This is a genomic window from Billgrantia aerodenitrificans (genome assembly GCF_021404405.1).
Classification (GTDB): domain Bacteria; phylum Pseudomonadota; class Gammaproteobacteria; order Pseudomonadales; family Halomonadaceae; genus Halomonas; species Halomonas aerodenitrificans.
Genome location: NZ_JABFTV010000003.1, coordinates 317,948 through 337,539 on the forward strand (window position 1 = coordinate 317,948; position 19,592 = coordinate 337,539).

General features: G+C 59.7%; 22 protein-coding genes. 9 read left to right on the forward strand and 13 right to left on the reverse strand.

Annotated features, from left to right (window positions below):
- Positions 1-43 precede the first annotated feature (43 nt).
- Genes HOP59_RS07655 through rdgB form a run of 3 tightly spaced genes read right to left on the reverse strand, consistent with a single transcriptional unit; the run spans position 44 to position 2,560 of the window.
- On the reverse strand, positions 44-721 hold the full coding sequence (locus HOP59_RS07655) for a YiaD family glycine zipper/OmpA-like lipoprotein (protein ID WP_086510203.1): 678 nt from the start codon (positions 719-721) through the stop codon (positions 44-46).
- A gap of 28 nt (positions 722-749) precedes the next feature.
- The gene (gene hemW / locus HOP59_RS07660; RefSeq protein WP_234253400.1) at positions 750-1,949 is read right to left on the reverse strand and encodes a radical SAM family heme chaperone HemW; all 1,200 of its coding nucleotides are present in this window, start codon (positions 1,947-1,949) and stop codon (positions 750-752) included.
- The gene (gene rdgB, locus HOP59_RS07665; RefSeq protein WP_026037809.1) at positions 1,949-2,560 is read right to left on the reverse strand and encodes an RdgB/HAM1 family non-canonical purine NTP pyrophosphatase; all 612 of its coding nucleotides are present in this window, start codon (positions 2,558-2,560) and stop codon (positions 1,949-1,951) included. Before rdgB ends, hemW begins: the two co-directional genes overlap by 1 nt.
- Before the next feature lie 412 nt (positions 2,561-2,972).
- On the opposite strand from rdgB, the gene HOP59_RS07670 reads away from it, so the two are divergent.
- Positions 2,973-4,346 (forward strand): sigma-54 dependent transcriptional regulator, encoded by a 1,374-nt coding sequence (locus HOP59_RS07670; protein WP_010625995.1) that lies wholly within the window; start codon positions 2,973-2,975, stop codon positions 4,344-4,346.
- 55 nt (positions 4,347-4,401) lie between these two features.
- Here HOP59_RS07670 and HOP59_RS07675 read toward each other — a convergent pair whose 3' ends face one another.
- From HOP59_RS07675 to HOP59_RS07700, 6 genes are all read right to left on the reverse strand, one after another.
- Complete coding sequence (locus HOP59_RS07675; protein WP_141638480.1) at positions 4,402-5,484, reverse strand: transporter; 1,083 nt, start codon at positions 5,482-5,484, stop codon at positions 4,402-4,404.
- A gap of 150 nt (positions 5,485-5,634) precedes the next feature.
- Positions 5,635-6,435, reverse strand: coding sequence for a hypothetical protein (locus HOP59_RS07680; protein ID WP_141638479.1), 801 nt, complete (start codon positions 6,433-6,435; stop codon positions 5,635-5,637).
- 39 nt (positions 6,436-6,474) lie between these two features.
- On the reverse strand, positions 6,475-7,173 hold the full coding sequence (locus HOP59_RS07685; protein ID WP_010625992.1) for a C39 family peptidase: 699 nt from the start codon (positions 7,171-7,173) through the stop codon (positions 6,475-6,477).
- A gap of 88 nt (positions 7,174-7,261) precedes the next feature.
- Positions 7,262-8,161 (reverse strand): hypothetical protein, encoded by a 900-nt coding sequence (locus HOP59_RS07690; protein ID WP_010625991.1) that lies wholly within the window; start codon positions 8,159-8,161, stop codon positions 7,262-7,264.
- Positions 8,162-8,218: 57 nt separating this feature from the next.
- Positions 8,219-8,896: a hypothetical protein gene (locus HOP59_RS07695; protein ID WP_010625990.1), complete on the reverse strand. Its 678-nt coding sequence runs from the start codon at positions 8,894-8,896 to the stop codon at positions 8,219-8,221.
- 5 nt (positions 8,897-8,901) lie between these two features.
- Positions 8,902-9,273: a hypothetical protein gene (locus HOP59_RS07700; RefSeq protein WP_010625989.1), complete on the reverse strand. Its 372-nt coding sequence runs from the start codon at positions 9,271-9,273 to the stop codon at positions 8,902-8,904.
- A gap of 507 nt (positions 9,274-9,780) precedes the next feature.
- Between HOP59_RS07700 and HOP59_RS07705 the strand changes: the two genes are divergently transcribed.
- The 3 genes from HOP59_RS07705 to HOP59_RS07715 all read left to right on the forward strand — a co-directional run bounded on the left by HOP59_RS07705 (position 9,781) and on the right by HOP59_RS07715 (position 12,987).
- Complete coding sequence (locus tag HOP59_RS07705; protein ID WP_010625988.1) at positions 9,781-10,446, forward strand: LuxR C-terminal-related transcriptional regulator; 666 nt, start codon at positions 9,781-9,783, stop codon at positions 10,444-10,446.
- A gap of 107 nt (positions 10,447-10,553) precedes the next feature.
- Complete coding sequence (locus tag HOP59_RS07710; protein ID WP_234253401.1) at positions 10,554-11,849, forward strand: sigma-54 interaction domain-containing protein; 1,296 nt, start codon at positions 10,554-10,556, stop codon at positions 11,847-11,849.
- A 43-nt stretch (positions 11,850-11,892) separates the two neighbouring features.
- Positions 11,893-12,987, forward strand: coding sequence for a transporter (locus HOP59_RS07715; protein ID WP_141638478.1), 1,095 nt, complete (start codon positions 11,893-11,895; stop codon positions 12,985-12,987).
- 78 nt (positions 12,988-13,065) lie between these two features.
- On the opposite strand, the gene HOP59_RS07720 is transcribed toward HOP59_RS07715, so the two are convergent.
- The 4 genes from HOP59_RS07720 to HOP59_RS07735 form a co-directional block, all read right to left on the reverse strand.
- A complete protein-coding gene (locus tag HOP59_RS07720) occupies positions 13,066-13,689 on the reverse strand; it encodes a hypothetical protein (RefSeq protein ID WP_234253402.1) in 624 nt (207 codons plus the stop codon).
- Positions 13,690-13,691: 2 nt separating this feature from the next.
- Positions 13,692-14,390, reverse strand: a complete 699-nt coding sequence (locus HOP59_RS07725) for a C39 family peptidase (protein ID WP_010625984.1) — start codon at positions 14,388-14,390, stop codon at positions 13,692-13,694.
- 31 nt (positions 14,391-14,421) lie between these two features.
- Positions 14,422-14,787: a hypothetical protein gene (locus HOP59_RS07730; RefSeq protein WP_010625983.1), complete on the reverse strand. Its 366-nt coding sequence runs from the start codon at positions 14,785-14,787 to the stop codon at positions 14,422-14,424.
- A 100-nt stretch (positions 14,788-14,887) separates the two neighbouring features.
- Complete coding sequence (locus HOP59_RS07735) at positions 14,888-15,166, reverse strand: hypothetical protein (RefSeq protein WP_010625982.1); 279 nt, start codon at positions 15,164-15,166, stop codon at positions 14,888-14,890.
- Between the two features lie 327 nt (positions 15,167-15,493).
- On the opposite strand from HOP59_RS07735, the gene HOP59_RS23460 reads away from it, so the two are divergent.
- The 5 genes from HOP59_RS23460 to HOP59_RS07755 all read left to right on the forward strand — a co-directional run bounded on the left by HOP59_RS23460 (position 15,494) and on the right by HOP59_RS07755 (position 19,567).
- Positions 15,494-15,628 carry a hypothetical protein gene (locus HOP59_RS23460; protein WP_267965879.1) on the forward strand — a complete coding sequence of 45 codons (135 nt, stop codon included), beginning with the start codon at positions 15,494-15,496 and terminating at the stop codon, positions 15,626-15,628.
- A 1,385-nt stretch (positions 15,629-17,013) separates the two neighbouring features.
- Positions 17,014-17,718, forward strand: coding sequence for a LuxR C-terminal-related transcriptional regulator (locus HOP59_RS07740; RefSeq protein WP_010625981.1), 705 nt, complete (start codon positions 17,014-17,016; stop codon positions 17,716-17,718).
- A 20-nt stretch (positions 17,719-17,738) separates the two neighbouring features.
- A complete protein-coding gene (locus HOP59_RS07745; protein ID WP_234253403.1) occupies positions 17,739-18,266 on the forward strand; it encodes a CsgE family curli-type amyloid fiber assembly protein in 528 nt (175 codons plus the stop codon).
- A gap of 34 nt (positions 18,267-18,300) precedes the next feature.
- Positions 18,301-18,720, forward strand: a complete 420-nt coding sequence (locus tag HOP59_RS07750; RefSeq protein WP_085941243.1) for a curli assembly protein CsgF — start codon at positions 18,301-18,303, stop codon at positions 18,718-18,720.
- A gap of 34 nt (positions 18,721-18,754) precedes the next feature.
- Positions 18,755-19,567 (forward strand): CsgG/HfaB family protein, encoded by an 813-nt coding sequence (locus HOP59_RS07755; RefSeq protein WP_234253404.1) that lies wholly within the window; start codon positions 18,755-18,757, stop codon positions 19,565-19,567.
- The last annotated feature ends 25 nt before the right edge of the window (positions 19,568-19,592 follow it).

Sequence of the window (19,592 nt, forward strand, 5' to 3'; positions counted from 1 at the left end):
TCTGAGCGATGACGGGCCTGCCGATGCCACGGATGCGTCGTGCTTACTGGAACTGCGACTCGATGGGAGTCAGGGTGATCTCGACGCGACGGTTCTGAGCGCGGCCCTCTTCGGTGGCGTTGGTGGCGATCGGCTGGCTGGGGCCGTAGCCGGTCATGTAGAGGCGATTGCGTGCCACCCCGGACTGGGCCAGGTAGTTGCCCACCGACTCGGCGCGACGCTCGGAGAGACGCTGGTTGTAGCTGACGCTGCCGGTGCTGTCGGTATGACCGGCGATGTTGACCCGGGTATCGGTGTATTGGGTCAGCACGTTGGCCACATCGTTGAGGGCGTTGCGCGCCTGCACGGTCAGCTCGCTGGAGTCGAAGCCGAAGGTCACGCTGCTGGGCATGTTGAGCACGATGTCGTCGCCGCGACGCTCGACCTCGACGCCGGTGCCGCGCATGCTCTCGCGCAGCTGCTGCTCCTGACGATCCATGTAGGCGCCGATACCGGCACCTGCCGCGGCCCCCACGGCCGCGCCGATCAGCGCACGATCACGACGACTGGTGCTACCGCTGCCCGAGAGCGCCCCGGCGGCGGCACCCACGGCCGCGCCAACTCCGGCGCCGGTCATGGTGCTGGAGCGCTGGGTCTGGCCCGAGTAGGGGTCGGTCGTTGCACAGCCCACGAGCAGGATGGCAGCGGCAAGAGGGGCAACGAGTCGAGACGCTTTGAACATGGACAATCTCCGGATCAGGGGAACGAGCTCATTCTGTGCCAGCTTCACTCACGAGCGCCAGCAGCTCGTTCAAGAATAATAGACCTTGGGGCGAAGCCTGAAGCCTTTGTGCATCTTCCACGAGAAGTCCTTTTTTGCGTGCCGCCACGAGCCGTTCACCGAGCAGCGTTCGCGGGCGACCGGTATGCGCCGCCCAGTCCGCCATGGCAACACCTTCGACGAGGCGCAGCGCATTCATGGCGAACTCCAGCGGCAGCTCGTCGTCGCCGACCTCGCTGCGACCGGCAACGAAGCCGCGGGGATCCTCGCGCCGCCGCAGATAGGCCTCGGGCTGGCGCGTCTTCCAGCGGCGCTCGATGTGCAGCCGCCCTGACTCACCATCGGCGACACTGAGCTTGCCGTGGCTGCCGGCACCGATGCCCAGGTAGTCACCGAAGCGCCAGTAGTTGAGGTTGTGTCGCGAGCGCCGCCCGGGCCGCGCGTAGGCAGAGATCTCGTAGCGTGCCATGCCCGCCGCCTCGAGCCGTTCGTGGCCCAGGTCCTGGATGTCCCACAGCACCTCCTCATGGGGCAGAGCAGGCGGATGCGAGTGGAATTCGGTGTTGGGCTCGAGGGTGAGCTGATACCAGGAGAGGTGCTCCGGCTCCAGCGCCAGAGCACACTCCAGATCGGCCAGGGCCAGCTCCGGGGTCTGGCCGGGAAGGCCGTGCATCAGGTCGAGGTTGAGGTTGTCGAACCCGGCGGCACGCGCCTCCGCCACCGCGGCCACCGCATCGTCACCGCTGTGAATGCGCCCCAGCGCGCTCAGCTGGGCCGACTGGAAGCTCTGCACGCCGAGCGAGAGCCGATTGATGCCGGCCTGGCGATAGCCCTGGAAGCGACCGCGCTCCAGCGTGCCGGGGTTGGCTTCCAGCGTGATCTCGATGTCCTGCGCTAGCGGTAACCGCTGCGCCAGGGCCTCGAAGAAACGCGCATAGAACTCGGCCGACATCAGGCTCGGCGTTCCACCGCCAATGAAGACGCTGACCAGAGGGCGACCCGCAGCCAGTGGCAGATCGGCCTCGAGATCGGCAAGCAGGGCAGCCAGGTACTCCGCTTCGGGCAAGTCCGTACCTCGGCCCACGCCATGGGAGTTGAAGTCGCAGTAGGGACACTTGCGCACGCACCAGGGCACGTGGACGTAGAGCGCCAACGGTGGCCCGATCGTATCTCGAGGCGAAGCAGGCATCAGGGTCGGGACGTCTCGCGCAGGGCCGCCAACATGGCGTCGAGGGCGCGGCCACGATGGCTCACGCGATTCTTCTCCTCGGCATCGAGTTCCGCCACGCTCTTGCCCAGCGCAGGCAGCCAGAACAGCGGGTCATAGCCGAAGCCGCCCTCGCCGCGCGGCTGCTCGAGGATCTCGCCTTCCCAGCTGCGCTGCACGATGAGAGGCACCGGGTCGTCGGCATGACGCAGGTAGACCAGCGCACACCAGTAGCGGGCACTGCGGCCGCTACCCGTAACCCCCTTCAGCGATTCGATCAGCTTGGCATTGTTGCGCCGATCGCTCTTGGGTTCGCCGGCAAAGCGGGCCGAGTAGATGCCCGGCTGCCCCGCAAGAGCATCCACTTCGAGTCCGGAGTCGTCCGCCAGTGCAGGCAAGCCGCTGGCCCGGCTGGCTTCGCGCGCCTTGAGCAGCGCGTTTTCGACGAAGGTCAGACCGGTTTCCTCGACGTCGGCCACGCCGAAATCGGACTGGGGTCTGATGCGTAGCCCGAGGGACGCGAAAAGCTGGCCGAACTCCCGAATCTTGCCGGGGTTACCGCTGGCCAATACCAGTTCGTCCGTAGATGTCACGATGGCTCCTTGGGCAGGTCGTTGTCTCCGGCACATTTTACACGAGGCGGCAGTCAGGCCGAAGCAGAACCGCTGGATTCGACGCATAGGAAGTCCGCTACCCGCGAGCTAATCGATTCGGCACACATACCTGGCGAGGCTTGTTGAAAGCGTTCTTGTAACCTATCTTTACAAGCTGTGGTCCTTGACGCTACAGGAGGTGACGAGAGACATCAGCATAGCAATAAAGCCGTTTACAAAATAAACAACGCTTTGATTCTAGAGGCGTTTTTATTACGAACATAGACAACCAATATTCCTGTTGGCTTATGGAGTAAGACAAGCAAAGAAAAGTCGTAATTGCATTTCAATTGTAATTAAAAGAAACCAACGCTTGCTTCAATGTCGAAGGATTCGAAAGGGACGAGCGACAATGGATAACAAGGCAAGACTCTTGATGGTGGGCACGCTGGGCAGCGGCCAGCAGCGGCTGGTAGAGCGCATGACCGATAAAGGTTGGAGCGTCAGCACGGCAGGCACGCTGGCCCAGGCGGAGTCTCGGCTGGTCGAAGGTGAGCACGAAGCAGGGATCTTCTGCTTGCACGACAGCGTCATCAGCGATCTGAAGCGGGTCGAGCGACTGGTCGTTCGCTCGGACATGGAGTGGATGGCACTGCTGCGTGAGCCGGAGCTGGACGACCCGCTACTTTGCAGAACGCTGGGCGATCTTTTCATGGCCTACCAGCCGGAGCCGGTGGACATCGATCAAATCGACTGTCTGATGCAGCACGCCGTGGCCATGAAGCGGCTGCGTTCCGAAGAGGCTTCATCCGTGGCGCCCCAAGGGGCCGAATTCGAAATGGTCGGCACCGTACCGGCCATGCACAAGGTATTCGAGACCATACGCCGGGTCGCCTCGGTCGATGCACCGGTCTTCATCAGCGGCGAGTCGGGAACGGGCAAGGAGCTCGCCGCCCGGGCCGTCCACGAACGTTCGCAGCGCGCCACGGCGCCTTTCATTGCCGTCAACTGCGGCGCCCTACCCAGCAGCTTGATTCAGTCCGAGCTGTTCGGCCACGAAAAGGGTGCCTTCACCGGAGCCAGCCAGCAGAAGATCGGCCAGATCGAGGCGGCCGCAGGCGGCACGCTGTTTCTGGACGAGATCGGCGACCTCCCCCTCGAGCTGCAGGTCAACCTGCTGCGCTTCCTGGAGGAGAAGACCATTCAGCGCATCGGTGCCCTGGATGAGATCCATGTCGACGTCCGGGTACTCTCGGCAACCCATGTCGACCTCGAGAAAGCCGTCGAGGAGGGTCGCTTCCGCGAAGATCTCTACCACCGCCTCAACGTGCTGCAGGTCAACATCCCGCCGTTGCGGGAACGTCAGGAGGACATCGAGATCCTGGCTCGCTTCTTCTTCAACAAGTTCATCGAGGAGAAGTCGATGAAGGTTCGCGGTTTCAGCCTGGAGGCGCTGGCTCTGATGCGCCAGTACCACTGGCCGGGCAACATCCGCGAACTGATCAACCGGGTACGCCGTGCCATGGTCATGTGCGAGCAGCGGCTGATCAAGCCGGCGGACCTGGGGCTGGAGCGGCGCACCTCGAACCGCCATGCCATCACGCTGGAGGAGGCACGCAACAGCGCCGAAAAAGAAGCACTGATCGGCGCCTTGAGCCGCAACAAGCACAAGGTCAAGAAAGCGGCCGACGAGCTGGGCGTATCCCGGGTGACGCTCTATCGTCTGATGGAGAAGCACCAGCTGGGGCGCAAGGGCGAGGAAGCCATCTCTCTTACTGCCACCTGATCGAGCCCGCCATGATGCCCCGAACCTTGGATGTCACCTGTTCGGGGCATTCTTCTCACATCTGGAACGGCATGCGGAAGGTCAGGGTGATGTCCGGGGCATCGTCGGTCATGCCGATGCCCACGTTGGTCACGATCGACGTGGTATCGCTCATGGCATAGGTGGCGCCGAGATTGACCGCGCCGGATGTGGCACCGCTTCCGGTCAGGGTCTCCCGCGACTCGCCCTCGAAGGTCCGCTTCGACTCGAAGGCATGCTGATGGCTATAGGAAATCGACAGGCTGAAGCGAGGGTTGAGCGCGAAGGCCGTGCCAAAACCGAAGCGCAAGGCATCGCCCAGGTCGATCCGACCCGGATGATCGCCCGGATCGCTGGAAATATCGGAAAAGCTTCTCTCGAAATTGTACGTATAACCCAGGTTGGCGAAGATGATGGCCGGATCCAACGTCTTTAGCACCGACAAGCCCGTCGAGACTCCCCACACGCCGTTGCCCGTCGGCAGCTCCTCGGGCACGGTCAGGTTTCCTTCACTACCTTCGACCTCACGCGTCTCTATCCCGTAGGGATGTTTGCCGGTCGGAGCGCGCACACCCAGGTTCCAGACCACGTCCGGGCGCGTGGCCGTCTCGGGCAGCAGGCGGTAATAGAGCGAGCCGCGAACGTCACCGAGCCCACCCTGGGTGACGTCCTCCTCGATGTAACGATCCGTCGCCCCGCCCGCCCCTACGCTTTGATACGTGGTGGAGCGATATACGTATGGCAGATTCAGCTCCAGCTCCAGTCGGTTGGTCAGGCCGTAGCGCAGGTTGAGATCGAAGGTGGTGGTGTGGCTCTCGACGGTATCGACGCTGATATTGCCGAGAAAGATCGCATCGAGCACCAGGAAGCCGCTCAGCGCCAGTTGGCTGCGATCCGAGTAGGTGTAGGTGATACCCGGCTCGATGGTGAGACGATCGGAAAAGAGCGTGTGCTCTTCCCGCAGTACGTCACGCACGCTCTGGCTCGGCTGCGCTTCGCGCACCGGCTCACCGTCGACCTGGCCGGGCGCGCTCTGTGCCAGGGCAGCGGTACTCAGCAGAGTGGCGGCCAGCAGACCCGGCAGTGCTATGGCACTCCTCATGCGCTCAGGTGTTGTCATTGGTTACCCCTTGTCGAATCCGTCCAACCGATGCTAGCCACATGGCAAACGCGCAATGGGTGGGCGGCGTCGCCGAAGTATTCTGGGGCTAGCGCTTGGCCCACCTTACAAGGATTCAAAATGAAATAAAACGTTACATAAAAAGTGACTTCAGAAACCTCTCTCGAGATTGCGTGCCGATTCCAAGGCATTACGCAAATCTCCCGTTGGTGCATTTGCCCCCATATTTCGGTCCATCTGGATCTGCATTCGCGCCAAGTTGTGCACTTCCTGATGACTGCCCGTCAGCGACACCGACTGATGCACCCCCCGCCCGGCGTGTATGCCCTGCGTTACCTCGCCCTGCCCCGGCATGACGATGCTCATGCCCAGACCGCTTGCCCCACCTTGAATGGACATCTGCACGCCGGTATCGCTGGTCAGTTGAGTCTCGCCATTGCCGATGCCTGCCTGGCCGAAGTCACCATGATTGATGTCGAGCTGGAAGTCGTTGCCCGCCACATTGAAATCACCGCCCGACTGCACCACCTGCACGACCCCGGTGGCATTACCGCTACCGCTATCGATCACCACCGCCTGGTGGCCGGAGGCATCGATATACTCCTGGTAAGCGTCATCGGTAGTGGCCGTGACATGGGGCGTGAAAGTCACCGCCGGGGCGGCGCCGGAAAGGTCGACCTGCAGATCGGCGCGCGTCTCGAAGACCTCTCCCGTCGGCGACTGCCACACCGTCGACATCTCCATACCGAACAGCACCACACTGTTGCCCTGCACGTAGCGGCCGCGTATGTCGGCCAGCTCGCTGGCATCGAGCTGACGAAACTGCCGCTGCTCTGCCTGCGATTCGAACTCGACCGACATGCCGGATGCGCTCGCCGCATCGCCAGCGACGATACCGACAACGATGAGGCTCATGTTGCTGAAGAGCGAGATTCCTTGTTTGCGGGTCATGCTGATGTTCATGGTGCCAACCTCTCAGTTGGGCTCGGCTCAGAACACTTCCGAGTGCTTGAAGCCGAAATCCAGCAGCTGCTGTTCGGGTACCGGGGAGAACACGTCGGTCATGCGCCGGGCGGTCAACGGCTGGGCCGGATCGAGCAGCACCGTCGAGGTATCGAAACCGTCGCCTACCACCGCGAAGATGATGTCATTCCAGGAGGCGAGAAAGTCGTCACGATCCATGACCTTATTGCCAAGCGCCGGATCGCCGATATAGACCCTGTCACCGCGCGCCTTCTTCATCACCACGAAGTGCTCGTAGCCGTCGAGGTTGAGCAGGACGATGACGGGTATCGAAACCTCTTCGAGGGATTCGGGACCGATCTCGTAGCCCCTGCCACGCAATCCGATGCTCTGCACGTAATTGTTCAGGTCGAGCAGCGAGAACCCCAGGCTTCTCACCCGCTCGGGATCGGCCACCTCCATCAACCCGGCCAGCACCGTCTCCTCGGTAACGTCGGTCCAGCCATAGGCGTACTTGAGAATGGTGGCGAGGGATGCCGCCCCACACGAGAAATCCGTCTCCTGCTCGACCAGATTTTCGAAACGCCTTTCCCGTATCGACTGCACTTCCTTGGTCACGACCGTGCCAGGCACCACACCGGCGAACTGAACCGGTGCCGCCTGGACTTGGGAGTATGCGACCGATGCCATGCCGAACATGGCTAACAGAAGGAATGGATTGCGCATCTTCCGTCTCTCGGATGGCTTGAGTTGGGGTCCAGCCGGCCCGCCTGCCGGGCCGGCTGGGCGGATCGTCGATCCGCTGTGGCGACGTTTACTGAGTGCCGGCCACAGCCAGGCTGTTGCGCTGCTGGTTGCCGGAACCGCTGGCGACGCTGACGCCGATGTTGCCGCTGGCGTTCTGGAAGGAACCGCCGCTGACGTAAGCGCTATTGGTCGTGGTCGGACCACCGTAGGTCTTCTCGCCGATGGGCCAGCCATGGTCGACGGTCACTTCCGCCAGGCCGTTGTCGGTCACGTTGGCGTAGGTCTGCTGTACGCCGACGGAAGTCGCCTCGGCGGAGTCGCCCTCGGTCACGGCGGCAGAGAAGGCATTCTGCTGACCGTTGCCGGTACCCGCCGCGGCGTTGACGGCAATGTTGCCGCTGGCACCTTGGAAGGCGCCGCCACTCACGCCGGCAGAATTGGAGGTGCCGGCATTGCTCGCCGCATTGTCGGAAGAGGACTGGAAGGAGAAGTTGGAAGCGCGAGCGAACACCTGGTTGGCATCGGAAGCCGCCAGTGCCGCATCGTTGGCCTGCTGGTTGTTGTCGCCGCCGGCCACGTTGGCGCCGATGTTGCCGCTGGCTCCCTGGAAGGCACCGCCGCTGAGGTTGGCCCGGTTCTCGGTGCTGGCGTTGTTGACCGTATTGCCTTCGTTGAGCTGCTTGCTATCGACGGTTGCGCCGGCGTAGCTCTCGAAGTCGTAGAGATAGAGACCGCCCTCGACTTCGATATCGCTGGAGAAGCTGGCATCGTGCTCGATGCTGACGTCCTTGCTGTTGTTGACGGTTGAAGTGATGCTGCTGCTGGCAGAATAGCCTTCCTGGGCTTCATCGCCGCCACCTGGGCCGGGGTTCCAGAAGTTCGGCTCCGCCTCTTGAGCTAACGCTGCGCCAGAGGCAAGCAGAGCAGTAACCGCGATGGCAATGGGTGCTTTCTTGAAAGTCGTCATTGAGAGTACTCCTGAATGAACCAATGGTTTGCGAGGTTGTAATGGCAACTACGCCGCTCAGTTCTGCCCCATCCTGAAGCGGAAACTGTTGCTGGACGCATTGCCCCTTCCTGCGGACTGGTTGACTTGAACCACACCCGTCGTGCCACGGAAGGCCGAGGTTTCCACCTCGACGTCGCGCCGCGACGAGCGGGAGTCGTCCGAGCCTTGTTCCTGCCCGCTGCCACCGGAAAGCACCTGACTGAGATTCTCACTGGTCAGTGAACTTCCCCGCACGCCCAGGGCCACACTCAAGGTGTTGCTCTGGACATTCTGTGCCCCCGCCGCCTGATTCACGGATATCCAGCCAGCGGACTGGCTCAGGGCGTTGTCCCCGATCCGTACGCTGGCCCGATCGGGCTCGAGGGCGCTGTCTCCGGTTATCTGCTGAACCACGATATTGTTGGCGAGCGCGTTGGAGCCGATGGCAATGGCTCCGGAATTGCTCTGCAGGTTGCGATCGCCCGAGGCGATATTGACGTTGACCGCGCCGGTGACGCCGCTCAGCGCATTGCCACTGATCGAGCTGGCCGCACTGTAGGTAGTGGTAAAGACCTGATGGCGTACTTCACCCTCCTGAGCGAATGAGTGCACGGGTGGTAAGAGCGTCATGGCGCCCAGCACCAGCGAAGCGGCCTTCGCTACGAACACGCGACGCTTCGTATGGCGTGTTGCTGCCGTCTCGAAGTAAGGCATGAGGCTCACCTGATCGTCTCGGTACGCATGGATTGGCGTTGCTGATTGTTCCCGGCCTCCGTCTGCCGTCCGCCAGAGCCGCTCTTGGAGCCGCCACCTCTCTCGTCCCAGAGCACCACGCCCCACGGCTGATCCAGCTCGAGTTCCGAGGAAGGGACATAGCGTCCACGAACGTCATCGAGATGAACCGCATCCAACTCCTGCCAGGCAGCGGTTCTCGTTTCCTCGGCGAGGAAAGCCTCACCTTCCCCCAGGGCGGCGGCAGGGACACACCAGGCCACGCCGAAGAAAAGAGCGGCCAGCATGGCGTGGTTACCCATCGGGCGCTGTCGCTGCGCTTCTCCGGTGCTGGCTTTGACGGCGTTGCGAGTGTTCATCGATTCATCCTCAGCGTGGCTCATCTAGTACCGGGCAAAGACCATGCCAAAACCATAACCTGTTGTTTTAAATAGACTATGCTGAATCGGTGCAAAAGGAGGGTGTAACCAAAAAGAAACGGGGTCTGAGAAACCTCTGTGGAAAAGAGGTGATATGAGCCAGACCACATGCATGGCTCTAGTGCTACTGACAAAAAACGACAACTGGAAACCTGGCTTAACAAGCCAGTGGAACGACATGGGCAAGTGTTTTGCAAGACGCTGATAGAAAAGAATATTTCTTACCAATCAATGGGTGAAAAGGTGGCTTCGGTAGAGGTAGGCCGGCTGATCGACTGATCGCCACGCTGTAAGGAGTATGAAACGTTAAATCCAAATGGAATAAGTCTTTATAACGCAATGCAAAAAACGTATTAACGCATTCTCCTTTTTTGTCCGAGACTCCAGAGACGGTCTTTCGATTACAATAATTTACATTTAGAGATACGAATGTAAGGGAGGGGGAACATGGCCAGTCAATCGCGGATCCTGCTCGTAACCGATATCAATCCCCAGTCCAAGCTGTTCATCGAGCACCTTCAGCAACAGCTGGGGCACGCGGTGACGGCCACCGAAACGGAAGCCATGCCAGCCCTGTCGGAGGACAACATTCTGGTGATTCTCGACCTGGATCATCTGAGCGAAGCCGGCATGCAAAAATGGCAGGCAGCAGTGGATGGTAAAGACAATATCAGTCTGGCCGCTTTCAATGTCCGCGGCGAAGACCATGCCGTAGAGCTGCTCTCATCACTCAATCTCCAGGGGATCTTCTACCGCAACGACAGCGTCGAGCTGATCTGCAAGGGAATCGAGGCCCTGCAGAGCGGTAGCCTGTGGATGTCCCGCGCGCTGATGTCACGCATGATCCAGTTGCTGCGGCGCCAGCAGATGAATTCGTATCGGCCGGCCTGCGGCCTGACACAGCGTGAGCTGGAGATCATCGGCCTGCTCGGCACCGGCGCCACCAATGCGGAAATCGCCGAAAAGCTGTTCGTCAGCGAGCATACGGTGAAATCCCATCTCTACAACATTTTCAGGAAAATCAAGGTGCACAACCGGCTGCAGGCCATGAATTGGGCTCGACGTAACCTGTTCAGCGTTCCCCCCAGCTACAAGCGCGAGATCAGGCATTGATATGACCAGGCGCGATTACCCACAGGAGCGCACCGAAAGGAACATGGTCCATGGAGATGCACCCTCACGTCATACTGGTGGATCGGATACCTGCCAGATCCCGGGACATGCTGGACGCACTGAGCGCTCATGGCTACAGCGTAACGCTATGTGAGAATCCCGAGACAGCAGGCCAGCTCAGTCCGGCAACCGTCTTCCACGCCGGGCTCCTGTATATCGAGAACGACACCCCTGATGCCCTGCCAGCGGTGGAAAGACTCATTGTCGCGAGCGACTTCGAGTGGGTGGCATTGATCGACCCCCAGCGCTCCACGCATCCGAGTGTTAGGCACGCTCTGGGAAAGCTGTTTCACAGTGTGCACACGCCCGACGATCTTCCCGGCTTGCACTGCCTGCTGCTGCATATCGTCAGGCGGCACGCCATAGCCGCCATCGCAATGAAACATTCGTCGCTTCAGGTGGCCGGCAAGAAAATGATCAGCCGCGCACCATGCATGCGTCGCGTCATAGAGCAGATCCAGGTCGTCGCCGGCGTCGATGCGCCGGTATTCATCACCGGTGAATCGGGGACCGGCAAGGAGCTTGCGGCAAGAGCGGTCCATGAACTGTCCGCTCGTGCCAAGGCCCCCTTCATTGCCGTCAACTGCGGTGCGATTCCTCCCAATCTGATCCAGTCCGAACTGTTCGGCTACGAGAAGGGAGCCTTCACCGACGCCTACAGCCGCCGCATGGGAAAGATCGAGGCCGCGTCGAGTGGCACCCTGTTCCTGGATGAGATCAGCGAGCTTCCTTATGACCTGCAGGCCAATTTTCTGCGCTTCATCGAGAGCGGCAGCATCTCGCGCCTGGGCAGCCACCGGGAAACCCCCATAGACGTGCGCATCATTGCCGCCTCCAACCGAGACGTGTCGTTGCTGGCAGAGGAGGGCCGTTTCCGACATGACCTCTTCTACCGCCTGAACGTGCTCGAAATCAGGATGCCACCGCTGCGTGAGCGCAAGCAGGATCTCGAGACGCTGGTCGAACTCTTCTTCGAACGCTTCAAGCAATACCGACCGCCCGGCCTGGTGGGCATCAGTCCCCAGGCCATGCGCCTGCTTCACGAGCATGACTGGCCGGGCAACGTCCGTGAGCTGATGAACACCGTGTGTCGCGCCATGCTCATGTCGGATACGCCATACATCGAAGCCGCGGACCTCCCTATCGGCAAACCGGACCGTCCACGCCGACCGGCAACCTTGGAGGAAATACGCCAACAGGCGGAACGCACCACCATCGTCAACGCCCTCAAGAGAAGTCGTCACAACATCGCGCGCGCATCGCGGGAGTTAGGGGTCTCTCGCGTCACGCTGTACCGCCTGATGGACAAGTACGACATCCAGCGCCTTGACGAACGGCCCTAATCACAACGGTTCCTTGGAACCAGGCATCAAGGGAAACGAAATCATGAGCACAAGAACAGCCATACTGTTGTCCGCCGCAACTGGCCTGGGACTGGCCTTGTCACAAACCGTGGCCGCCCAGGAAACGGCTGCACCCGCTGGTATCACCTCCCCAGTGGGCCAGGCGCCGGTGGCGGAACAGCCGCAGCAGCCCGAAGTGCAGGCCATCGCCGATATCGGCGGCGTGCTGACACCACGCGGCCGCCTGGTGATCGAGCCCTCCCTGCAGTACTCCCACTCGGGGGTCAACCGACTGACGTTTCGCGGCATCGAGATCCTCAGCACCCTGTTGATCGGAGTGTTCAGCGCCGAGGAGGCAGAACGCGACATCTGGACGGCCGCGCTGACCGGCCGCCTGGGCGTCACCGACCGGCTGGAGCTGGAGCTCAGAGTGCCCTACGTCTATAGGGACGACACCCTGAGAGCCACGGTTCCAACGGTGGGAGACGATAGCTTTGATATTGACCGAGACCTGTCGGGCAACGGACTCGGGGATATCGAGATCACCGCCCGCTATCAGCTCAACCGCGGCCAAGGTGGCTGGCCCTTCTTCGTCGGCAACCTGCGCTACAAGAGCGTCACCGGAGACGGCCCCTTCGATATCGCCCGGGACTCCGACGGCATCGAACAGGAGCTGGCAACCGGCTCCGGTTTCCACGCCATCGAACCCAGCATCACGGCGCTGTTCCCCTCCGACCCGGCAGTGTTCTTCGCCAACCTCGGCTATCTCTACAACATGAGTGACAACGTCGACACCCAGCTCACCGAGGAATTACGCATTACCAAGGTGGATCCGGGCGATGCGGTACGGCTCAGCTTCGGCATGGCCTACGCCATCAACCCGCGCGCCTCCTTCACCCTGGGCTTCAAGAACGACTTCATCGACAGGACCAAGACCACCTATTTCCAGGATGGGCGTACCGCGACCCAGAGTTCACGTACGTTGAACGTCGGCTCGCTGCTGCTAGGCTGGTCCTACCAGATCAACCCGGACGTCTCGGTCAATCTGGGGCTTGAGCTGGGCGTCACCGACGACGCACCCAATACCGTGCTGACCCTGCGGGTACCTTTCGGCACCAACGCCTTGGCGAGATGGTAGACGCGAGCATGTGGAAAATGGGGGTTGGAAACGTGGGTCGGTGCCGGGCACCGACCCACGTTATCGCCCAGATTGCATTCAGCGTGCCAAGGATTCGGTAATGGCGTGACGCTGCTGCGCCGCCCGCAGCGCGGGCAGGTTGTTGATCTGCACGCCAATATCGAGCCGCTGCTGGATGTCCCGCTCCGAGGCATCGCTGACCACACTGCCGAGAATGGCGTTCTTGGTGGCCGAGTGGAATACCGCGGTAAAACCCTTGGTATCGTTCACCACCAGCCCGGAAAGATCTTTCATGCCGGCCAGATTGATACCGTTCGGTGTCAGCTCCATGATGGTACTGCCGCTACCTTGACCTACCCGACTGACCACCTGGCCTTCGATCGTTCCCTGCTGACTGACGGTCTGCGACACCATCTCCGCCCCGGTGGGATGGATGACGAAGACGGTATCCATGCGCACGTTGTCGACCAGGGTCTGCAGCGTGGCACCGAAACTCATGTCGAGCCCTGCCAGCTGAAAACCGCCTCTCAGCTCCTCGAGCTCCGCCTCTTCGAGAGGCTGCAGGTAAGAGAAGTCGGTCGCCTGAAGCGCAGGACTGGCTGCCCACAGCGAGGCGATGCATATCCAGCCGAGAGCGCGAGATGCGGCAGCGCAAAACGGTTGACGGACTTGCGTCTCCCTTGGGAGTCGGCGTGCTTTCATCTCTATCGTCCCAGTTCATTGATGGCGGGCAGCTGCAGCAGCATCGAGGCCACGTCGGCACGACCGATACCCTTGCCGACGGGAGCCGATGGGCGGATCTGCCAGTCACGCTCATGGTTGAAGTTGGCTCTGGCAATTTCCGTTTCGGCTCGCGCACCCAGTACCAAGCCGCTCCAGATCGACTCGAAGTGGTCCTTCGGCACTGCTACGGTGCCCACCGCGGGGTCACCCACCAGCACAGCGCCTTCATCCATACCCTTGATGACGACGAAATGGCGGTAACCTCCAGTGTTGATCAGTGTGATGGCGGGAATCCCGATGCGAGCCAGATCGTCGAGCCCGACGCGAAAACCGTCCGATTGCAGTCCTTGGGCATCCAGGTAGCGCTTCATGTCGAGCATGGAGAAGCCGTGCTCCTTGATGTGCTCCACCTCGCCGGCATGGATCATCGCCTCGAATACCTCGGCCTCGGTGGTAGGTCTGTCGTAGTGGTAGGTGAGCAGCGTGGCGACCGATGCCGCGCCGCAGCTGTAGTCATACTGCTGGGCGACGACACCGTCCCAGCGCATCTCCTGATGGCTCCTGGCAGGAACCGTCAGCGAACCGAAGCCGCCATTCAGCGCTATCGTCACCCCCGCCTGTGACGGCAAGGCCTGCAGCAGTGTGACGAGACACAATGACGGTACGCTCAGCCAGCGCATGGTCCTTCCTCCCCCTTGTCGTCTCGCGCCCCTACTGGGGGGCGTAGATACTGATGCTGACTCCCGTCGAGACGGCATTGGCATGCCCCGTCATGAGGTTCATCAAGGTGATGCCCGAGATCCTGTCCATGGCATTGGCCTCGATGGTGATATTGCCCGAGACGATGGTATCGGCCGTGAAGGACGCTCCCTTTGCCGCCGACTCCAGGTTCTGAATGCTCTGTACGTTCACCAGATCGCGGAAACCCTCTCTGCCCGAGATGGTCTCGAGCTCACTGGCATCGATGTGCTGCAGCTCGGCGAACCCTGTCGCTCGCACATCCGCCAGTGCTATGGAACAGGCCCCCCCCAGTCCTAACAGCAACGCAATCCCGATTCCCTGCCCGATTCGTTTCATGGCCCCGTTTCCTCTTCGGCTGTCTATCCAGACTACCCACAGGGTCGAACAGGGCCGGCGGTTGCCCGCCGGCCCTCGCCTGTGGCCTCACAGGACCCCGTCAGTTGCCGATATGGACGTTGCTGTGTGCCGCCACGTTGGTACCTGCCAGCTGCGAGTTGTAGATACCGGTGGAGAGGTTCATGTTGGCGATACCGCCGAAGGTCCCGGCGCCAGCCGCCATGGAGGCGCCTCCGGTGACCAGCGAGGCACTGCCACCGTTGCCGCCGTTGCCGCCGTTGCCGCCATTGCCGGCATTGGCGTAAGCATTGCCACTGGTGCCGGTTCCGCCGCCGCCGCCGCCGCCGTTGCCGGTGGAGCTTCCCCCATTGCCGGCCAAGGCATCGCCACCTGCACCACCATCACCACCAGTGCCAGTGCCGGTGCCACTGCCACCGCCAGTACCGCTGCCAGCGCCACCGGTGCCACCAACCACTGAGGGGGAAGACGTAGCATCACCGCTACTGCTGCCGCCAGCTTCAGCGTATCCATCGTCGATATCATCCCCAGCAAGGTTCCCGGCAATTCCGCCATAGGAGCTGTTATCGGCGCCAGCACTGTTGTTACTGCTATTGGCATTACCTCCCTGACCTGCTCCCAGACCTAGGCCCAAACCAAGGCCGGTACCATCACCGCCATCGTCACCATTCCCGCCAGCCGCCAGAGAATGGCCACCACTGCCACCAGTGCCATCACCGCCAGCGCCGCCAACACCAACGCCGACAGTCACGGCCAGCGCATCACCACCGCTGGCACCAGCGCCACCAACGGCACCATCACCTGCCGTGATATTGATGCGTGAGCCCGTGACAGTGGACCTCAGGTCCTGGATCGCCACCACGCTGGTGCTGGTGTTGTAGGATTCGCTCAATGCCCAGGCATCGCCACCGGCTCCGCCAGCACCACCGGCTCCACCCATACCACCGGCTCCACCAGTCCCAGTACCTGACGTAGCGTTGCTGCTAGCCTGGTTGTTATTGTCATCGTCCATTTCGTCAGAGAAGGTTCCGGAGAGAGCGTTGGCGTTACTGCTACCAGAGCCACCACTTCCACCATTTCCACCTTGGCTACTGCCACCGCTGCCGCCAATGGCTATAGCGGTTGAGTTCACTTCCTGATCGACAGTTTCCGCTGAGCCCGAACTGGGGTTGGCATGCGCATTGGAAATGGCCAGCACCAGCGCCAGCAACGATGACCCCGCGATTACGTAATACTTTTTCATGGTACATCTCCCTATCATGCATGATGATATCTTCCAGAAAATGACCAAGTTGGCTGACGCATTTCGGCCGGACCCTTCTCGGGAATACCTTCCCAATCCCCTCTCCATTTCCGTCGAAAGCCCATAGCTAACGGTCGGACAATCTATCGCATACTTCATGCCGGGAGTTAAAAATTGACATATAGATCAAAGAAATAAGGGTTGGGAGATCATGCCCTCTTGGCTAGCATAGGGAGAATCAGAAGCGCAGAAGTCACAAAAGTACAAAAAGCGTATCACAATTCTAACATTAAATTCAGCCAAGCAGATCCTCACTGGAAAACAGCTTAATATTCAATCCACTATGAAAGACAAGCCATGTACCGGCTTCATTACACATAGATACTAAAAAAATTTTAGGCAATTGAAGGCCCACAGGTTTTTGCAGAACACGACATTTTAAGATGCCGTGCGCAACAAGGCAGGCATTTATCTGCATGAACAAGGAAGTAATTTCGCTAATCCAGCACTACCAGAAGTACAACACCCGAGTATCAAATACTCAATAGTACAGCAGGAAGAATTGAAGCGTGCCTGTCACCCCGGCGAGAAAATACATGGAAGGTTGGCAGCACTCCCGTTGACTGCCAAAACAGAGCATGAAGAGTGGTCTGGCCTGCAGTATGACGGAAACCATTCGAGTATCGTAATGTAACATAACGCATTTCGAATGAAAATAATTCACTTGTCTGTCAATTTATCTGTAAGAAACCTCACGAGGAATGAGAGGAACCATCGAACATCTTATTGTTTTATATGATTTTTCAGATCAAGTATGGGAAAAATCAGCCGATTGGGATTAGGTTAAACATGCGATAACATATATTTACAAAGTGAGTGCCTTGGACGAGGCTTCCCTGTACCCTTTTCATCGGGGCTTGGAAATATCACACCCAGAAAGGCAGGTACATCAGGAGAAGACAAGCATGGAAACAGGTAAAGGGATCGTCCTGCTAGCTACTGAAATCAACCCACAGACCCAACTTTTCGTCAATTACATTTACCAGGAATTGCAGCATAACTTGAGCATCGTCTCACCCAATTCATCCCTGGAGGCCGCCAGGCACGTGGGCGAAGATGGAGAGGCTTGCAACGTCGTTCTTCTCGACCTGGATCATCTCGACGAAACAGACCTGCAGGCCTGGCAGACGCAGTACCATAACCAGCCTCAGTGGGTACTGACTGCGTTCAATCTCAGGGATGAAGAACATGCAGCTCAACTGCTCAGCTTCATGCAGCTCAAGGGAGTTTTCTACCGCAGCGACAGCCTCGAGCTGATCTGTAAAGGCATTCAGAGCCTTCTTGATGGCGACCTGTGGATGTCACGTGCGCTGATGACACGCCTGATAGAGTTTTACCGCCGTCAGCAGTTCAACTGCTATCGCCCCGTTTGTGGCATCACGCAGCGCGAGCTGGAAATTATCGGGCTGCTGGGCTCGGGCGCATCCAATACGAAAATTGCCGAAATTCTTTTTGTGAGCGAGCACACGGTAAAATCCCACCTCTACAATATATTTAGAAAGATCAATGTCAGTAATCGCATACAGGCAGTGAACTGGGCTAGGCAAAACTTGGGGCCCCCTCCCCCCTTATCGCTTCAGCGCTACGAAAGAACCTCACCCAGACACTGACAAGAGAGCGGGCTATCGCCATGGCTTTCCCCCCCAAAACGCCGGCAATCGGCATCGTCCTGATCACGTTTGGATCCCTTGCCCTGGCGGAGCCGCAGGCCCCGGCCCCAGACCTACCGACGTTTCCCGGGGAATCGCAGCCCCTCCAAAGCGCCATAGAAGAACGCCTGGAAGAGGAAGGAGCCGGAGAAGCATTATCCCGTCAATTCCGCCTCGGTGAACCAGGTCTATCAGGCGTCATCGTCGACCGCACCATCACCATGATGGGAAAGACATTTTACCGGCGTTTCAGTCAGTTAAGTCAAGACAGCCATATCCTGACCAGCACGACGCTGTCCGTGCACGAACGCCCGGACGCACGCTGGGGAAGCCAGATCTGGGTATCGGAAAACAATCGCATTCTGTTCCAGGCGACATTGCCACCCAGACAGAGCGACATCGACCGCTATGCCGAGGCAGCCGCTGAGCAAGTGGAGCAGCTCCTGGTACAGCGCAGCATCATGCAGGCGCTGGAGAGCGACCCGGACCTGGCTGACGACGAAATCTAGCGGAAAGAGCCAACGTCACAAGAAGGAGAACATCATGAAGATCCGCCCATTGAAATTTGCCTTACTTTTCTGTCTGCTTCTGCCTCCGGCAGGAGTACAGGCAGGAGAGCTGATTTATCGCCCCATCAACCCATCGTTCGGTGGGGACCCTCTGCTTGGTAATCATCTGCTCAATAAAGCACAGGCACAGGATACCAATAGAGATCCAAACGCCCCCGATTTCGGAAGATTTTCTGAAGTGGACTTCTTCCTTCAAGACCTGCGTGCCGATCTCATTAACCGAGCAATCGACAATGCGCTCGATCCTAACAACCCCGGTGGAAGCGAAAGCGTCATCGACAACTCCTCCCTCAATGTCAGGTTCGTCAACGTGGGTGGCGGCGCATTTCAGATGATCATCACCGACAAGAGAACCAACGAAGTGACGCGCATCGACTTCGGAACACCATTCTAAGGGGATGAGCATGAACGTATTTAGAGTCGGCCTCATGTCAGGTCTGATCTTCCTCGGTGGGTGCGTCGGTATGGTCACTTCTCCGGAGGGCCTTGAAGGAGCACCTGCGACACTGATCCCTCGGTCTGGCACTTATGTGGACCTTACCAACCTTCCCCGGCCCGCAGCCCCTATCTTCACAGCCGTGTATGACTTCAGAGATCAGACGGGGCAGTATCGCCCCCAACCCGCCAGCACCTTCTCGACGGCTGTGACCCAGGGCGGCGCTGCCATGCTGAGTTCCGCTCTGGCCGACTCTGGCTGGTTCGTGCCGCTCGAGCGCGTCGGTTTACAGAACCTGCTGACGGAGCGCCGTATCATTCGCGCGAACCTTGAACGGAACGGGCGAGAACATGAGCTCGGCTCGCTCAACGCAGCACGAATCCTGATGGAGGGCGGCATCATCGCTTACGACTCCAACATGAAGACAGGCGGTGTAGGAGCGGAATATTTCGGCATCGGCGCATCCGGCCAGTATCAAGTCGACCAAGTGACCGTCAACCTTCGTGCCGTGGATATCGCAACGGGAGAAGTGCTCGCCAACGTGAATACCAGCAAGACGGTTTATTCCTATGAGGTGCGGGCAGGTGTCTATCGTTTCGTCAGTTTCCGCCGCTTGCTGGAAGCCGAGGCGGGCTATACCCACAACGAACCGGTGCAGATGGCCGTGATGTCGGCAATCGAATCTGCCGTCATTCATCTCGTCACACAGGGAGTCGACCGAGGGTTGTGGAACCTGGCAGACCCATCCGAATACGACAACGAAGTACTCATGGCTTACCGCGATGCCTCCTCCCCCATGCTCTGAAACAGCCCGAATTTTTTTAGGCGCC

Coding starts and splice junctions, on each gene's coding strand:
- HOP59_RS07655 (WP_086510203.1), bottom strand. CDS start 721: ATGTTCAAAGCGTCTCGACTCGTTGCCCCTCTTGCCGCTGCCATCCTG.
- hemW (WP_234253400.1), bottom strand. CDS start 1,949: ATGCCTGCTTCGCCTCGAGATACGATCGGGCCACCGTTGGCGCTCTAC.
- HOP59_RS07670 (WP_010625995.1), top strand. CDS start 2,973: ATGGATAACAAGGCAAGACTCTTGATGGTGGGCACGCTGGGCAGCGGC.
- HOP59_RS07675 (WP_141638480.1), bottom strand. CDS start 5,484: ATGACAACACCTGAGCGCATGAGGAGTGCCATAGCACTGCCGGGTCTG.
- HOP59_RS07680 (WP_141638479.1), bottom strand. CDS start 6,435: ATGACCCGCAAACAAGGAATCTCGCTCTTCAGCAACATGAGCCTCATC.
- HOP59_RS07685 (WP_010625992.1), bottom strand. CDS start 7,173: ATGCGCAATCCATTCCTTCTGTTAGCCATGTTCGGCATGGCATCGGTC.
- HOP59_RS07690 (WP_010625991.1), bottom strand. CDS start 8,161: ATGACGACTTTCAAGAAAGCACCCATTGCCATCGCGGTTACTGCTCTG.
- HOP59_RS07695 (WP_010625990.1), bottom strand. CDS start 8,896: ATGCCTTACTTCGAGACGGCAGCAACACGCCATACGAAGCGTCGCGTG.
- HOP59_RS07700 (WP_010625989.1), bottom strand. CDS start 9,273: ATGAACACTCGCAACGCCGTCAAAGCCAGCACCGGAGAAGCGCAGCGA.
- HOP59_RS07705 (WP_010625988.1), top strand. CDS start 9,781: ATGGCCAGTCAATCGCGGATCCTGCTCGTAACCGATATCAATCCCCAG.
- HOP59_RS07710 (WP_234253401.1), top strand. CDS start 10,554: ATGCTGGACGCACTGAGCGCTCATGGCTACAGCGTAACGCTATGTGAG.
- HOP59_RS07715 (WP_141638478.1), top strand. CDS start 11,893: ATGAGCACAAGAACAGCCATACTGTTGTCCGCCGCAACTGGCCTGGGA.
- HOP59_RS07720 (WP_234253402.1), bottom strand. CDS start 13,689: ATGAAAGCACGCCGACTCCCAAGGGAGACGCAAGTCCGTCAACCGTTT.
- HOP59_RS07725 (WP_010625984.1), bottom strand. CDS start 14,390: ATGCGCTGGCTGAGCGTACCGTCATTGTGTCTCGTCACACTGCTGCAG.
- HOP59_RS07730 (WP_010625983.1), bottom strand. CDS start 14,787: ATGAAACGAATCGGGCAGGGAATCGGGATTGCGTTGCTGTTAGGACTG.
- HOP59_RS23460 (WP_267965879.1), top strand. CDS start 15,494: ATGGCCACCACTGCCACCAGTGCCATCACCGCCAGCGCCGCCAACACC.
- HOP59_RS07740 (WP_010625981.1), top strand. CDS start 17,014: ATGGAAACAGGTAAAGGGATCGTCCTGCTAGCTACTGAAATCAACCCA.
- HOP59_RS07745 (WP_234253403.1), top strand. CDS start 17,739: ATGGCTTTCCCCCCCAAAACGCCGGCAATCGGCATCGTCCTGATCACG.
- HOP59_RS07750 (WP_085941243.1), top strand. CDS start 18,301: ATGAAGATCCGCCCATTGAAATTTGCCTTACTTTTCTGTCTGCTTCTG.
- HOP59_RS07755 (WP_234253404.1), top strand. CDS start 18,755: ATGTCAGGTCTGATCTTCCTCGGTGGGTGCGTCGGTATGGTCACTTCT.